This window comes from Rouxiella sp. Mn2063 (assembly GCF_049319665.1).
Taxonomy (GTDB): domain Bacteria; phylum Pseudomonadota; class Gammaproteobacteria; order Enterobacterales; family Enterobacteriaceae; genus JBMOUD01.
The window spans coordinates 102,024-118,525 of record NZ_JBMOUD010000010.1; the positions used below are offsets into that span (position 1 = coordinate 102,024).

General features: G+C 47.3%; 13 protein-coding genes. 8 read left to right on the plus strand and 5 right to left on the minus strand.

Annotated features, from left to right (window positions below; all coding sequences use genetic code 11):
- Positions 1–4: 4 nt before the first annotated feature.
- Together ACL9RG_RS15470 and ACL9RG_RS15475 are read left to right on the plus strand one after the other, a co-directional pair.
- The gene (locus ACL9RG_RS15470; protein ID WP_422793511.1) at positions 5–259 is read left to right on the plus strand and encodes a hypothetical protein; all 255 of its coding nucleotides are present in this window, start codon (positions 5–7) and stop codon (positions 257–259) included.
- 139 nt (positions 260–398) lie between these two features.
- Complete coding sequence (locus tag ACL9RG_RS15475; RefSeq protein ID WP_422793512.1) at positions 399–1,352, plus strand: aldo/keto reductase; 954 nt, start codon at positions 399–401, stop codon at positions 1,350–1,352.
- Positions 1,353–1,542: 190 nt separating this feature from the next.
- Here ACL9RG_RS15475 and yegD read toward each other — a convergent pair whose 3' ends face one another.
- Entirely contained in the window at positions 1,543–2,895 is a 1,353-nt protein-coding gene (gene yegD / locus ACL9RG_RS15480) for a molecular chaperone (protein WP_422793513.1), read from the minus strand.
- Positions 2,896–3,283: 388 nt separating this feature from the next.
- On the minus strand, positions 3,284–3,487 hold the full coding sequence (locus tag ACL9RG_RS15485) for a hypothetical protein (RefSeq protein WP_422793514.1): 204 nt from the start codon (positions 3,485–3,487) through the stop codon (positions 3,284–3,286).
- 49 nt (positions 3,488–3,536) lie between these two features.
- Between ACL9RG_RS15485 and ACL9RG_RS15490 the strand changes: the two genes are divergently transcribed.
- The 5 genes from ACL9RG_RS15490 (at position 3,537) to ACL9RG_RS15510 (ending at position 7,582) form a co-directional block, all read left to right on the plus strand.
- On the plus strand, positions 3,537–3,812 hold the full coding sequence (locus ACL9RG_RS15490; protein ID WP_422793515.1) for a hypothetical protein: 276 nt from the start codon (positions 3,537–3,539) through the stop codon (positions 3,810–3,812).
- A gap of 305 nt (positions 3,813–4,117) precedes the next feature.
- Positions 4,118–4,651, plus strand: coding sequence for a hypothetical protein (locus ACL9RG_RS15495; protein ID WP_422793516.1), 534 nt, complete (start codon positions 4,118–4,120; stop codon positions 4,649–4,651).
- A gap of 219 nt (positions 4,652–4,870) precedes the next feature.
- Complete coding sequence (locus ACL9RG_RS15500) at positions 4,871–6,286, plus strand: cytochrome ubiquinol oxidase subunit I (protein ID WP_422793517.1); 1,416 nt, start codon at positions 4,871–4,873, stop codon at positions 6,284–6,286.
- Positions 6,287–6,288: 2 nt separating this feature from the next.
- The gene (cydB, locus tag ACL9RG_RS15505) at positions 6,289–7,296 is read left to right on the plus strand and encodes a cytochrome d ubiquinol oxidase subunit II (protein ID WP_422793518.1); all 1,008 of its coding nucleotides are present in this window, start codon (positions 6,289–6,291) and stop codon (positions 7,294–7,296) included.
- A 115-nt stretch (positions 7,297–7,411) separates the two neighbouring features.
- Positions 7,412–7,582: a DUF2474 domain-containing protein gene (locus ACL9RG_RS15510; protein WP_422793519.1), complete on the plus strand. Its 171-nt coding sequence runs from the start codon at positions 7,412–7,414 to the stop codon at positions 7,580–7,582.
- A 176-nt stretch (positions 7,583–7,758) separates the two neighbouring features.
- On the opposite strand, the gene ACL9RG_RS15515 is transcribed toward ACL9RG_RS15510, so the two are convergent.
- The gene (locus ACL9RG_RS15515; protein WP_422793520.1) at positions 7,759–9,993 is read right to left on the minus strand and encodes a diguanylate cyclase domain-containing protein; all 2,235 of its coding nucleotides are present in this window, start codon (positions 9,991–9,993) and stop codon (positions 7,759–7,761) included.
- A 225-nt stretch (positions 9,994–10,218) separates the two neighbouring features.
- Complete coding sequence (gene mgtE / locus ACL9RG_RS15520; protein ID WP_422793521.1) at positions 10,219–11,658, minus strand: magnesium transporter; 1,440 nt, start codon at positions 11,656–11,658, stop codon at positions 10,219–10,221.
- A gap of 993 nt (positions 11,659–12,651) precedes the next feature.
- Here mgtE and ACL9RG_RS15525 point away from each other — a divergent pair.
- Entirely contained in the window at positions 12,652–14,883 is a 2,232-nt protein-coding gene (locus ACL9RG_RS15525) for an EAL domain-containing protein (RefSeq protein WP_422793522.1), read from the plus strand.
- Between the two features lie 62 nt (positions 14,884–14,945).
- Here the strand turns inward: ACL9RG_RS15525 and ppx are convergent, their stop codons facing one another.
- Entirely contained in the window at positions 14,946–16,487 is a 1,542-nt protein-coding gene (gene ppx, locus ACL9RG_RS15530) for an exopolyphosphatase (protein ID WP_422793582.1), read from the minus strand.
- Between the last annotated feature and the right edge of the window lie 15 nt (positions 16,488–16,502).

A 16,502-nucleotide genomic window follows, 5' to 3' on the forward strand; every position in this document is an offset into this window, starting at 1 on the left:
CTGATTGAAAAAAGCACCGGCGTTGTCTGCTTTAGTGGCTGATGCGTGCCGCGGGCTCATTATCGTTGTTTTTAATGCCCTGCTAATCTCAGGCAAAAAAACTCAACCGATAACTGATCATAGTATTCACTTACGCGAGGATAAAGATGAAGGAAATATGGATTCCTCGTTATTACACCCGCAAGATTTGTCGCCGCATGAGTGTGCTCAAGGTGATGACCACAATTATTTGGCGCATAGATTAGCATTAGGAGGCTAATTCCTAAAAAACTTCTCGGTCAGCTGCTACTGTTAACCCTATTGCTTTATCAACAATGATTTTATTAACAGCCGCTTTATTAAAAATGCTTGTGTTATGAACCATCCATCGAAAAATCATCGTCAAACAGGAGAGTGTGATGAGTAAAAGAGAACTGGGTCGCAGCGGTATTCAAGTGCCAAAACTAACATTTGGGGGCAATGTGTTCGGCTGGACAGTCGATCAAGCGACCTCTTTTAGTATTTTGGACGCGCTGTTGGAGCATAAACTTAACTTTATCGATACGGCAGATGTCTATTCAACTTGGGTTGAAGGCAACCAGGGCGGCGAGTCAGAGACGATTATCGGTAACTGGCTGAAGAAAAGCGGTAAACGTGAGCAAATAATTCTTGCCACCAAAGTAGGCAAACCGATGGGCGAGGGCAAGGTTGGTCTGTCGCCAAAATATATCAAGCAAGCGGTAGAAGCCTCACTTAAACGCCTACAAACTGATTATATCGATTTGTATCAATCCCATGACGACGATGCCGATACGCCGCTGGCAGAATCTTTGGCCGCCTTTGACGCACTCATTAAAGAAGGCAAAGTGCGGGCGATTGGCGCGTCGAACTACAGCGCGGCACGGCTGGCCGAAGCTTTAAAAGTTTCGAAAGACAACGGGCTGGCGCGTTATGAAACCTTACAGCCGGAATATAATTTGTACGATCGCAAAGACTATGAAGATTCACTGGAGAAAGTGGTCACTGAGCACGGCGTGGGTGTTATCAACTACTACGCACTGGCCAGTGGTTTCCTCTCTGGCAAATACCGTCAACAGTCTGATGCGAGTAAAAGTAAGCGTGGTGAACAGGTCGTTAAGCAGTACCTTAACGATCGCGGCCTGAAGATTTTGCAAGCGCTGGACAAGTTGGCGGAAAAACACCGCGCCAGCCCAACTCAAGTGGCGTTAGCCTGGCAAATCGCCCGCCCAAGCATCACCGCACCGATTGTCAGCGCGACCTCGCTGCAACAACTCAGCGAACTTGCCAAAGCTGCCGAGCTGAAGCTCGATAGCGGTGATATTGAATTACTGAATCAGGCAAGCAGTTACTAAGGTATTTTCAGGCTGCTAAAAGGCCAGTGATTAGGGCGGGTACGCCGTTGGGGTCGTAGCGAGCTTGCTCGCCGGAGTGCCTCTAGGCTTACTAAGCCCGGGTATCTTAGTACACCAGACAACATTGTCATCAAATAAAAACCGCCTAAGCAACAGGCGGTTTTTTATTTACTAGCGACCAGAAATGCCATTATCGAAATAGTGTTTGCGCCCAACGCGCTAGCCCTGCTGTTACGGAGCCAAAATCATTGCCACCGACTAACTCGATCCCCGGTAGCTGAGCTTGTAATGCGCTGCGCAGCAGTGGTGAGCGGGCGCTACCGCCGGTGAGATAAATCACATCGGGTTTAATTGCACTGGCTGATAACGCCAGGCTAACCTGTTCTTGAATACGCTCCAGCGGTTGAGAAATAGCTTCACGCAGTTGCTGCTGAGTAATACTTTCGGCCAGACCAGCTTCGACGAAATCTAATGCTGCCGTAACGCTTGCCTGCTCTGACAGCGCAATCTTGCTCTCTTCGGCAGCACGCACTAAACGATAGCTCAAACGCTGCTGCTGAATTTTCAACAGGCGCTTAACTTGTTCAGGCTGAGCGGCATCGCGGATAAGATCACGCAACATACGCGTATTGCCCTGGCTATAGAAATCCTGCTGTGCGGGAACGTCATTGGTGGCAACTGCATTCCAATAAGGCAATGAAGGCAATGCCAGGCCTTTTTGCGTTTCGCCGCCCATGCCAAACTGCGGGGTCAATTGCTTAAAGGCGGTCATGATATCCAAATCATTTCCACCCACGCGGCAGCCACTGTGGCCGAGCAGGCTTTGCTGGCGGTCTGATTTATCGCGCCATTGTGGGCCCATAAGCAGCACTGAGCAGTCGGTGGTTCCGCCGCCGATATCTACAACCAGCACGGTTTTTTCTTCATTAAGCGTGGCTTCAAAATCCAGCCCTGCGGCAACCGGCTCAAACTGGAAAGCGATATCACGGAAACCAGCGCGTACAGCGGCGCGTTGTAAAATCCCTTGCGCCTGCTGGTTCGCTTCTTCGCCACCCATGCCCTGGAAGTTAATCGGCCGACCAATCACGGTTTGCTCAATAGTTTGCTGCAAAACCGACTCTGCCTGACGTTTGATATGGAACATCATGGCGCACACTAAATCTTCAAACAGGGCGATTTGCTGAGGCTTTAGCCCATTGGCTCCCAAGAAGGATTTCGGTGAACGAACGAAGTAAACCTCTTCTGGGTCTTCAATATAAGTTGCCAGCGCCTGCAGACCAAAATTCACGCTATTGTGATTAACCGAAATATCTTCTTCGCGGTTATAGCTGATACTGCGTTGCAGCAATTGCTGATTCTCAACACTGCCAGTCGGCACCTGCCAATGGCGATGCAAACATTCACTCACTGCTTCACGCGTTGGCGCACAAAGCATGGAAGGGAGGTAGGGTGTATTATTTTCCAGCGCCAGTAGCTCGGCATTATCGTTGCGCATAACAGCAACCGAACAGTTCGCTGTGCCGTAGTCAAATCCAATAAACATAACTATTCCCCCACTAGGTGGCCCCTGCCATTAGAAGGGGCGCGACTTTACCGGAGATATCTTTTTCCGACAAGCCGAACATGAAAATTGGGGGTTCTTTTATGCAAGAACGGGGCATTTTTTTAAGCTAGACATAGCTTGGGACGGATATTGAAACCGAAACGGTGTCATTTTCGGTTCTTCAAATGCGGTGTTTCATCCGGCCACATAGCCGGAACCGCCGAAAGGAGGCTGGCGGCCCCCTTTCGAATCCCGCGCCTTTTTAAACATTTACCCCAAATCTAGTGGAGGCTATGTTTCAGGTGCTACCGCGACAGGCGCAAATGCCGCTGCTCCGCAGTGCCTTCAGTCGGGATTCGGACTCGCTCAATAAAGACTTCGCGATTTCTCACCGCTCCTTCAGCGCCATTTCGAGTGCGCCACCGGGCTTTTTTAAATTCAAAAGATAAACCGCTTTTGCCTTTCTATTTGTGTCGTTGCCGTTGATGTAAAAGCTTCCAAGCGCACTCAAAATGCCACCGGTGCAGTGGTGAAAGACAACAGTTTTATCGTTGGCTTGAACCCGGAGGCGGGGAGCCTGGAAGGCTGGCATTTGCGCTATCACTGAGGTTTCTGAAACATGGCCTCCGCTGGACTGGATATTGAAGTATCAAAAAAGCGCGGGATTCTTAAGGGTAGCGTGCTACCCTTATGGCGGCTTAGGCTGCAATGCCAAATTGAACACTGCATTTGAGAAGCCGAAAAATTCACCGTTCTGGTTTTACAAAGCCGCTTCAAGCTCGGCCAAGCTTGAGCAAATCGAAAAATTCACCGTTCCCGGTTTTACAAAGCTGCCCCAAGCTCGGCCAAGCTTGAGCAAATCGAAAAATTCACCGTTCCCGGTTTTACAAAGCCGCCCCAAGCTCGGCCAAGCTTAATAAACCAAAATATTCACTAAACTGATTTTTTAAAATCTCGCCGTTGATTTAAACGGCAAAGAATCCCGTCGTTGATTCCAACGACAATAATTCTCATCGTTAATTCGAACGATAATAAACCATCATTATATTTTACATAACAATAATGTTTGCATTCCCATTTTAACAAATCGCACAAACCACGATCATGATTCAGACTATTTGTATTAAAAGTTACAGAAATAACTCGGATTTTTTTTAACATTCATTCCATTAAGACGTACAATCCCTTGCGAATCGAAATGATTTTCTGCTTTGGATAAATTGTGCCAATACACCAGATGTCACCACATCGAAGCCTCTCGCCAACCTGGTGGGGAGTTTTCGCCATACTGATGTTACTGCTTGCGCCAGCGATCTGCCGATCTCTGGTTCAGCCGAACATGGGTATGTTGCTGCCCTCGGTAACGAGCGAGCAGGGTGTTGATATCAATATGGATACAGCCTATCCGACAGCCGTTAATTCTTTAGCAAACAATCCGTTAGCAAATACCTCATCAGAAAATAATCCGTTATTTAATAATGTGAGTAGTGGCCGCTCATCGCAAAATGCACGCCACTTCGCAAGTCCGCAACGGGCGACGAGTAGCGGTATCGGTGAGGCAACGCTAGTGGATGTGGTGACAAACAATTATTGCGAACTCTCAGATCCTGTTCTGGTTGTGAGCTTATTTGTTTTGTTACTTTGCTGGCCTGATCTACGACGTTCTCCTGCTCCTCGTATTCATGCCGATTCTCCGTTGTTTACCTCTGTTAAACAATCTGGATCTCGTCCTCGCGCTCCACCCGTCTATTTCTGACACCTGCAATTATTTAGTCTAGAAACTGTTATTTAAAAGTCATAGACACAAACATCGCGTTTTACTGCGTTTTTACGCAAGCTAGTCTTTTTATTATTTTTTATTTTTGGCCAATTTAATCTGTGTCGGCTTGCGGCATGAGATCAATGGCGACTTGTTATTTGAACAAACTGACTATTTGTCATTTATGAATCTTTTTATGCAATCTGAGGTAATGCCATGTTGGGCTTAACAGCATTGGATCTAGCAAGACTCCAGTTCGCCTTTACCGTGTCGTTTCATATTATCTTTCCGGCGATCACTATCGGTCTGGCGAGTTTTTTAGCCGTTCTGGAAGGGATGTGGCTGAAAACACGCAACGATGCGTATCGTGATCTTTATCATTACTGGTCAAAAATCTTTGCCGTCAACTTCGGGATGGGCGTAGTTTCTGGGCTAGTAATGGCTTATCAGTTCGGGACTAACTGGAGCGGATTTTCTGATTTTGCCGGTAGCATCACCGGGCCGTTGCTCACTTATGAAGTGTTAACCGCATTCTTCCTGGAAGCTGGCTTCCTTGGCGTTATGCTGTTTGGCTGGAATCGCGTTGGGCCAGGTTTGCACTTCTTCTCTACCTGTATGGTGGCGTTGGGGACAATTATGTCTACCTTCTGGATCCTGGCTTCTAACAGCTGGATGCAGACGCCGCAGGGCTACAGCATTGTCAATGGATTGGTTGTGCCGCAGGATTGGCTGAAAATCATCTTCAACCCGTCGTTCCCATTCCGCTTGGCCCATATGAGTATCGCTGCTTTCCTGGCAACGGCATTCTTTGTCGCTTCCGCGGCAGCCTGGCACTTGCTACGCGGTAATAACACGCCAGCGATGCGTAAAATGTTCTCCATGGCGATGTGGATGGCGTTGATTGTTTCGCCTATCCAGGCTTTTGTCGGTGATGCGCACGGCTTGAATACCCTGAAGTATCAGCCAGCAAAAATCGCGGCGATTGAAGGACATTGGGAAAATACTGACGATAAACCAACGCCATTGGTGCTGGTTGGTTGGCCGGATATGAAAGACGAAGTGACTAAGTACAAAATCGAAGTGCCAGATTTAGGTAGCCTGATTTTGACTCATAGTCTGACCCATCAAATCCCAGCGTTGAAGTCATTCCCAGCGGAAGATCGCCCTAACTCAACGCTTATTTTCTGGACCTTCCGCATTATGGCCGGTCTGGGGATGCTGATGATCTTCTCTGGCTTGTGGAGCGTAGTACTGCGTAAACGCGGCACCATGTACCAAAATCGCTGGTTCCTGCGTTTAATGCTTGCAATGGGGCCTTCTGGTCTGATTGCTCTGTTGGCAGGTTGGATTACCACTGAAGGTGGGCGTCAGCCGTGGGTGGTTTATGGCCTGATGCGCACCAGCAACGCGGTGTCTGAGCACAGCGTCTTGCACATGAGTATCACGCTTATCGCCTTTATCGTTATCTACTGCTCGGTATTTGGTGTGGGTTACGCCTACATGATGCGTTTGATCCGTAAAGGACCACAAGAGCATGAAGGTGAAGTTCACGAGCACGGCGGCCCGGGTCAACAACGTACTCCGGCACGACCACTTTCCGCAGTTGATGATAAATTGGATGCAAGGGGCTGATAATGGGCATTGATCTTCCGTTGATTTGGTTCGTCATTATCGTATTCGGCGTCATGATGTACGTGGTGATGGACGGTTTTGACTTAGGTATCGGTATTCTGTTCCCGTTCGTAAAACAGAGTCACGATCGTGATGTCATGATGAATACCGTTGCCCCGGTGTGGGATGGTAACGAAACCTGGTTAGTGTTGGGCGGCGCGGCGCTTTACGGCGCTTTCCCGCTGGCTTACTCGGTGATATTGGATGCGCTGGCAATGCCGCTGACCATCATGCTGTTTGGCCTGATCTTCCGTGGCGTAGCCTTTGAGTTCCGTTTCAAAGCATCTGAAGATAAGCGTCATATCTGGGATAAATCCTTTATCGTGGGTTCTCTGGTTGCCACTTTCTTCCAAGGCGTGGTGGTCGGCGCGGTTATCAACGGTATGCCGGTGGTTAACCGCGTTTATGCCGGTGGCTCAATGGATTGGTTCACCCCGTTCACCTTGTTCTGCGGTCTTGGACTGGTAGTGGCTTATGCGCTGTTGGGCTGTACCTGGCTTATCATGAAAACCGAAGGCCATCTGCAATCTGTCATGCACAAATTGGCGACGCCGATGCTTGTGACATTGCTGGTTATCCTGGCGATTGTTAGCGTTTGGACGCCAATGACTCACGCTGATATTGCTCAACGCTGGTTCGCGACACCAAATCTTTACTGGTTCCTGCCTGTGCCGATTCTGGTGCTGTTAGTGTCGTGGTTATTGATGCGTTCTGTCGCAAAAAATAGCCATTACCTGCCTTTCTTGCTGACTTTGGCGCTGGTATTCCTGGGTTACAGCGGTTTAGGTATCAGTATCTGGCCGAATATTATTCCACCATCCATTACGTTCTGGCAGGCGGCTTCGCCTCCGCAAAGCCAGGGATTCATTCTGGTTGGTGCGCTGTTTATTATCCCAATCATCCTGGTTTACACCTTCTGGAGCTACTACGTGTTCCGCGGGAAAGTGACGCCAGATCAGGGCTACCATTGATAGCGTGTAGGGTTGGCTGAATCTTAACTGAACAGCTAAATCTCAAGTGATTTGTTAAAAAGAACGTAACTAACGGGGCAGTATTGCTGCCCCGATTATCCGTTAGGAGTGAGTCATGAATTACATCAAAAAGATGGACATGAAAACCACGCCGTCAGCGCGTGAGCCCTTCTGGAAAAAACTGTCTTGGCTGGCGATTATCTATGGCGGCAGTGTACTGGCGTTATTCGTCGTAGCGGTGTTCTTCCATGTGTTGATGTTCGCGGCAGGTATGCGTTCTCACTAAATCCCATGCCATACATGACGTTGTTTCTGCGGTGGCTGAGTTCACTTGCCGCTTGCGGGCAATGCCAATTATTGAGCCTGTGGTCGGATTGGCAAAGACAGCTCCCGGTTATCGGGAGCATTTTCTCATGGCGATACGGAAAGAGTGAGTCTAGCTAAAGAGTGGAACTCGCCGCGTTAAGCCGATTTTTCTGCAAGGTTGTGCGTTTTTAACGCATGTTCGTAGAGGCAAATTTGCCCGCGGCCATTATGTTTAGCGGTGTAACAAGCCACATCCGCCTGTGCCATATATTCACTGGCAGTAAACCGTGAACTATTGATCTCGGTGATGCCTGCACTGGCACCAATGTGAAATATCTGGTGATTCCAGCTAAAGTCGAACTCGTTAATTCGGTTAATTAACTTTTGAATGATTTGCTGGCCTTGTTCTATCCGGCAATCGACAAATAAGATAGCAAACTCATCACCGCCTAAACGGGCAACAGTGTCGCTATTACGCAGGTTATCTTGCATCAGTTGGCTTAACTGACGTAACACCTCATCTCCTGCGGCATGGCCCGCTGTATCATTAACGGCTTTAAAGCGGTCGAGGTCGATAAAGGCTAAGCAGTGCTGCTGGCCTTGTTGCTGTGTCAGCGCCAAAGCATTTTTAAATCGCTCTTCAAAATAGCCTCGGTTTGATAAGCCGGTGAGCAGATCGTGTGAGGCGTTATAACTGAGTTGGCGCATCAATTCTCGTGATTTACTCACATCCTGTAATACCAGCACGCTGCCAATGGGTTCATCGCTAAGAGTCTTTAACGGAGAAATCGACAATTGAACATCGAAACTACTGCCGTGATGACCATGAAGCACTAGCGACTGCGCCTGATTTTCATAACCATCAAACGGACTAAAATCTACAATTAACGGGCCATCAATACCATTACTGATATGCACAATGCGACTGACCGGATGACCTTGTGCTTGCTGCTGGTTCCAGCCGGTCATTCTCTCTGCCACCGGATTCATAAAGGTGATATTCATTTGTCGATCGGTAGAGATGACCGCTTCGTTAATCGAATTAAGCGTAATGTGTAAGCGCTCTTTTTCTTCGTGTAAGGCTTCCGTCAGGCGCTTATTGGTTAACTCCGTCTGCTTGAGTTCAGTGATATCTTTAACTTGCGAGATAAAATAGAGCGGCTCATCGGCTTCATTACGAACGACAGAAACGGTCAGCAGCGTCCATACCATTTGGCCGTTACGACATAAATAGCGCTTTTCAAGCATATAGTTGACGATTTCACCATCAAGCAGGCGCTGCTTTTGCAGCAAATCTCTTTCGAGATCATCAGGATGAGTGATCTGCTGGAAGGTTGATTTTTTTAGCTCGCTTGGCTCATAACCTAACAGATTACACAGCGCTTTGTTGACTTGTAGCCAGTGGCCATCTGGCGAGACCAGCGCCATGCCGATAGCCGAATATTCCATTGCGTGACGAAAACGGTTTTCACTCTCGATGATATTCGATTTCTCAACGCGTAATGCATGCATCACCATGGTGACGACATTGATGGGTAACAAGATAAGCAACAAAGGAACAAACACTAGCCCATCGGCCAGGCCGAGCATACCCGGAATAATGGTCACTATCTGATTGGGTTGCAGCGGAGTGATAATTAACGTCACGCTCAAAAAGACGATGAAAGCATCCAATTGTGGCAAACGAATAGCCGCCAGCAGTAAAGGGAGGGTGATAAAGGCAAAGGGGAAGGGGATCCATTGCATTGCCATGACGCTGGTGAGCAGCGTAATAAACAGCGTAATCAGTAAATTTTTTAGCCTGCCGGGGGCTTTCAATTGCTGTAGATAATCACGACGCAAGAGAAGACCGACGGGAACCAAAGCGACTGTCGCGACGGCTTCTGAGATATACCATGTAATGAATTCGCGCATGGTGTTTAATTCTGTTGAATTAAACACCATCATTAACACCGCACCGAACAGCGGGGTGCATACGACGGCAATAGAGAGAAAATTAATCCAATCGCTTAATTTTGCCAGCGGTTCCTGACGATCGAGATTATGACGTAACAACGCGGCGCAAATGGACGCTTCGATTAAATTATTTAGCATATTAGCTAAATAGTGGGGATTAATGATATTACCAGGTGGCAGGTAGCCGCTGATCATATCGGCTAAAAGTATCCCTAATGCTGCGCAGACGAGCAGCACTGGCCACTCTCGATAGCGCCGATGGAACAATACCGATGTTAATAATGCCGTCGGCAACCAAATGGTTGCCAGATTGGATGTGATCGGACTTATCTTCAGACATAGCAGTGCCACCAGACATATGCCCAGCCCCAAAGACAGCGCGATGGTCCGATTTAACGGTAAATAACGGAGTGTCGAGGCCATATGTTTGTTCACAACGACGCCTTTTTTTGACTCAGGGCTGAAAATACAATGTGAGTCAGGTAGTTAACTTTTTGTCTTTCTTCCATTTTCGGCATAATTCGTTGGTGGTTTTTGTAAAACCGAGCGGCGATGACCTAGTTGGCGCGCAGTTTACCTTACTCGTGATTTGATTAAATTAATTTTATAAGACTATTCTCACTTTAAATGGGCATCAAACCTCTATTAATGGAATATTCACTACAGCAGGAAAATTGTCGCCAACCCCAGGAAGATAAAAAATCCACCGGTGTCGGTAATTGCCGTGATCAATACGCTGGCACCTACCGCTGGATCGCGTCCCAAACGCAGCATAGTCAGAGGAATAATCACCCCCATCAGTGCGGCAACCAGTAAGTTGAGGATCATCGCTAATGTCATGACTGCGCCCATCTCCCAATCGCCATACAGCAACCAGGTGATAATGCCCATCAGTCCTCCCCAAACTATGCCATTGATCAATGACACGCCAAGCTCTCTGAACATTAGAAAGCGAAGATTACCTAATTGAATCTGATGCAATGCGAGCCCGCGCACGATCATAGTGATGGTTTGATTGCCGGTATTTCCGCCAATCCCGGCAACGATAGGCATCAATGTTGCCAGGGCAACTAACTGTGAAATTGTGCCCTCAAATAAACCAATGACACGAGAGGCCAAAAAGGCGGTGCATAAATTAATGGCCAGCCACGCCCAGCGATTACGTACTGCTTTGCCAACAGGGGAAAAGACATCTTCTTCAGGACTTATCCCCCCCATACGACGCAAATTACTGTCTGAGTCTTCGTTAACAAAATCAACGATAGATTCAACAGTCAGTCGGCCCATCAGTTTTCCTTTATTGTCGACGACAGGCGCGGTAATGAGGTCATAACGTTCAAAGGCGCTGGCCGCATCTTCAGCCTTATCTTCTGGCTCAAAGCAGGTCGGGTCGCTATTCATCAATTCAGAAACTAAGCGATGCGGAGAATTGAGTAAAATAGACGTCAGAGGAAGCTCGCCTAGTAAGGTATTTTTTTTATCCGTCACAAACAACTTATCGCTTGCTTGCGGAATATCTTTACGAAAGCGCAAATAGCGCTGCACGGTTCCCAGGCTGACATCGGCACGCACGGTGAGTAATTCAAAATCCATAATGCGGCCAACGCTGTTTTTGTTGAATTTGACCACCTCACGCACTCGGTCGCGTAAACGTGGTTCCAGCGAAGTTAGCACGCGTCCGGTGAGGTCTCGTGGCAAATACTCGGCCAGATAAACTTGGTCATCAAGGTCCAGGAACGACATCGCTTTTAGCAAATCACGATCGCTCATTTCTTCTATCAAGCTATCCCAGACGGTTTCAGAGACTTCAACCAAGGTTTTACCGCGCCTTGGCGTATCCACTAATCGCCATAACGCCAGTCGTTCATGTTCTGGTAGTGCTTCGAGAATGTCGGCTAAGTCAGCTGGGTGTAGACCACTTATCAAGCCGCTGAGTTCTGCGGTGGTATCCATTAAATAGGCGACGTTTGCGCGATCTGCCTTGTCATCCTCTTTAAGAATACTGTTACTAAGCTCAGGGTTGTTTAACAGAAGTTGCAGCACCCGGTTACGAACTTCTGCCAGTTTCTGGGCATGATATTTATGTTTTTCAGCCGACATTCTCGATCCTTAAGCTAATAGAGAGGCAGAATTGATAGAAAGTATGGTTAAGCGGTTACTTGTCCTAAGCGTCAGGCCCATCTTGGATTTATTCGCACAGTATGTTGCGCACCTCATGGGATAGTGACTATCAAGCCAGTCACCGATGATTTTATCTCTCTTGAGTTGATGCTACGGGGATGTTGAGGGTGCGGGTGGCGTTTTAATACTTTGCTCAACCTGCGGATTTTTCTGGTCTTGATGATGAGAATAAGCGCCAATTGCCGTGTAAATCAATCGCCCAAATAAAATGATGAAGCTAATGGCTAATACGATTTTAGTCATTCTGATGTTGTTTTTTTTTCGCATAAATAGCACCTGCCAATTGGGGCTGTGGTTTGGCTTATGTGATATCAACCCGTGGTACTTGAAGCCGCTTCTGTGCTGGCTAGGCTTACTGACCCGAGTAAGCTCGTCGGGACAGGTTTCCTTGCCACAACGCCAATTATTTTGGGCATAAACCCGTTTATCAATTGACTATCGGTTTTTTAATATATCGTAGAAGTTTTTTATCGGCCAGATAAATGGTAAAAAATCGGCATTTACCAGAGATTAATCTGGTGACGAAGACGTATATTACGTATGTTCTGGGATAATATCGGTGCTTGGATTTAACTGATTGTTTTGTATTGATTATCTAAAGTGAATTTGTTGTCAAATTCTTGTGCTAAATCATCATAAAATGTGTAGTAGATAAATTATAATCACGCAGGTTTATTGTTAATAATAAAATACCTTATTATAACAGTGAAAAAAGTACCTTTGTGACCAAGGTTTGGCAGCGGGTCGCTGCATTACATCACCAGTTAGCACACGGAAGGTGTGCTGTATTAGCATCAAGGACGCTCACCTCTCGCATTTACCCTTCTTTTTCTCTGGTGCGAATCAATCATGTGATCTCCTTGGTTGATGTTGAACAGTAGAAAGCCTTAGGGCGGAAAACGAAAATATTTTATGGACAAATTTTTTTCATGGCGTGAATTTCGTCATCAATGGTGGGGGATGCCAATCTGGTGTGCACTCATCCTTATCCCATTAGCGTCTTGGATGTCGCCGATGATAGATTTGCCTGACGGGCGAAACTATCTGATGTATCTGCCTTTAGCCGCCTGTGTCGCACTATTGATGGTGTTTGACTGGCGTGCATTTCCGGGAATTGCGCTGACACTCTTCTTGCGATATGACTTGCGGATTGGCGCAGAGATGGGGCTTTTCTTTACGTTAGTCTATCTGGCCGCCTTAGCGCTTACTTGGGGTGGCTACCGGTTGCAGATGCGTACTCGTTGGTCAGCCTCTTTTGGGTTTGGCCGCATCTCATTACCGCGTTTTATCTGGACGGTTATTGTACTATCCGCCGGCTTTACTATCTTCCTGCAAATCATTATCGAGCTAGGTTGGTTGCCTGCTTATCTCGGGATGGTGTCGCAGAATTATTTAACGTTGCGCACGTTACTCAATCTCCAATCTATTATTTTGGGGACCACGCTGGCCGCGCCAATATTTTATATCGCTATTCGAATTTGCCGTAAACCGGCATATCTTCGCGTAGTGTTCATGAGAATGCGCCGCCAGCAGGCGGCGAGTACCACCGTTGCTGAGATTATCTTGTGGAGTATTCTGACTACGGCAATGATGCTATTGCTTTGTGTGCCAAATGTCTCCGAATCTTTTGAAAAAATACTCCTTAACGATTATGCGCTTACGCTGCTTTTGCCGGTAATGATGTTTGCCGCTATGCGTTATGGTTATCACTTTATCAGTATTATTTGGTTTGCCTCGCTGATTACCCTATTTTTCAATTACCGGGCGTTTGTCAGTCAGCTAAATGTCGTAGATAACTTGCTATTTATCTCTGCATTAATGGTGGTATTTACGCAATGCCTGTTATTGATGTCGTCTATATCTTCTCGCCAGCGTATGTTGATGTATAAAATCAATACCGCGGCCTTACGAGACCCTGTTTTAGGGTTGCCCAATCTGCGGGCGTTTAGCCGGGATTTGGCGCGTTATCCTCGTTCTTTGGTCTGTTTTATGCGCGTATCTGAAATGGACGTGCTTAGCCGCAACTATGGTATGCAATTGCGCATTCAGTTTAAACAACAGCTGGCGCTGGCGATCAAACCTAGCCTTAATGCTGGCGAAAATATTTATCACTTGCCCGGATATGACTTAGTGCTGCGGCTTAATTGTCATGAAAATGAGGTTAGGTTGGCGCAGTTGCAGCAGCACCTTAATGATTTTCGTTTGATTTGGAATGGGCTGCCTGTACATCCGAATATTGGCCTGTCTTATTGTGTTGTGCATCCGCCGGTTCAACATTTATCGATCCTGTTAGGGGAGTTGAGTGGTATCGCTGAAATATCTCTAACCACCGGCGTGCCTGAGTCAAACCGCAATAATCATAATCAGGTGCATGAGATAATAAAAACCAAGGTTCAGATCCTGCATAACATTCAACGCTCTCTGGACGAAGATAGTTTCATATTAATGGCGCAGCCTATTATCGGCGTACGCGGTGATAGTTATTACGAAGTTCTGCTGCGGATGAAAAACGAGCAGGGCGAAACGATTATGCCTAATGACTTCTTCCCGGTTGTCCATGAGTTTGGCCTGTCTTATCAAATTGATATGTGGGTTTTGGAAAATACGCTTAAGTTTATGGATCAAAACCGTGAATCGTTGCCAAGTTTGCGTTTTGCTATCAACTTCTTACCCTCAACCTTATGCCGGCCAATGTTCAGCCGCGAGTTTAAAACGTTGATGCAAACCTATGGCATCGAACCCTATCAAATCGTCATTGAGCTGACCGAGTCACACTTGCTGCAGGATTTAGGATACGCGGATAAAACCATGCGTGAGTTACGTAACTTTGGTTGTCGCGTGGCAATTGATGATTTCGGTACGGGTTATGCCACCTACGATCGCTTGAAAGCGATTGACGCGGATATTTTAAAAATAGACGGCAGTTTTGTTCGTAATATGCTGACTAATCAACTCGATGCTTACATCATCAGCTCGATTTGTCAGGTTGCCAGAATGAAACGGATGTCAATTGTTGCCGAATATGTGGAGACCAAAGAGCAGATGGAGGCATTGCGCACTCAAGGGGTCGATTATATGCAGGGGTATTTACTCGGTGAACCACAGCCATTGGAGCAATTGTTAAAAAGGGAAGCCATCGTCTGACCGGGCTATATCGCCATATTTTTCCCCTTCCCAGGCCGCGGGAAGGGGGCGTTGAGGACGGCTTAAATGTCGTCGTCGATATCTTGTTCTTCCAGCATTAACTTCCAGCCAGTCACTGCATCCCAATAACTTTGCTCACGTTCAAAATCAAGCTGTACCAGGTTATTTTGTGCCAAATAACCGGTAGGGAAAACTAACGTCCAGTGGGAGTCATCGGTATGCAAATGCAAGCTTTCAGGGCGTGTTGTTGATTGACGCTGATTGTTAAGCAGTGCACCGAGGCGTAGTAACTGAATCAGCGGCAGATAATGTTTCTTTCTAAATAAGTTTAGCCGTGGCAGTTCATCAAGGCGGATGGCTTTACGGTGAAAACGCACCAGCGTTGCCAGCAGTGTTTGCTGTTCTTGGGTGAAGCCCGGCAAGTTGGAGTTTTGCAGAACATATGCCGAGTGGCGATGCAGCGCACTGTGATTAATACTCAACCCGACTTCATGCAACATGGCTGCCCATTTCAGCAGAGCACCTAGCTGTGGTTGCGCTAATTTAGGGTTTTGTTCTACCCATTGGGCATAGAGATTCTCGGTGGTATCGAGTACGCGTTTAGCTTGCTCGCGGTCAATATTATAGTGGTCTGCCAGGCTTTTCGCAGTGCGGCTACGAATATCCTGATGGCGGAAACGACCTTCCATCTCATACAGCACACCTTCACGCAAAGCACCGTCAGAGAGACGGAGCTCTTTAATTGCCAAGGCATCAAATACACCACAAAGAATGGCCAGACCTGCGACAAATACCGATTGGCGATCTTCTGCTAGTCCCGGCAGGCTTAATGAGCTGAAGTTTTTAAAGCCCATGACTTGCTCAACCAACATCTCTAAACGTTCCGGGGTGATTAGCCCGTCTTTCTCGCCCATTTCTACCAGCACTTCATGTGCGGCTTTAATGGTACCGGAAGCGCCCAATGCATATTGCCAGCCTTCAAGGCGATATTGCCAAGAGATGGTTTCCAACTTTTGCGCCGCCGCTAAGCGCGCACGTTTGAAATTATTACGGCTGATTTCACCCTGCGGGAAGAAGTATTGCGCGAAGCTGACACAACCCATTCGGCGGCTTTCGGCCAGTAATGGTTGGAAATCCTCACCAATGACTAACTCGGTAGAACCGCCACCGATATCAATCACTAACTTACGCCCCTTTTCTGGCTGCGTATGTTCAACGCCCATAAAAATTAAGCGCGCTTCTTCCTGACCGGAAATAATTTCGATTGGGTAGGGGATAACCTCGGCAGCACGCTGCAAAAAGGCTTCTGCATTGACGGCCTGGCGTAATGCGTGCGTACCGACAATGGTCACGTTATCGGCTGAGAAGCCTTGTAAGCGCTCGGCAAATAATGCCAGGCAATCTAGCCCTCGCTGCATCGCTTCTTCAGAGAGAACATTGTTACTGTCGAGTCCATCAGCCAGATGGACTCGTTGTTTCAAGCGGCCTAACACTTGAAGTGCACCGTTTACAACGCGAGCGATCACCATATGGAAACTGTTAGAGCCAAGATCAATGGCGGCAATTTCCTGTGGTTTAGTAGTTATCGTGCTATTTAGCGGCATAAAAGTTAGTTGCTC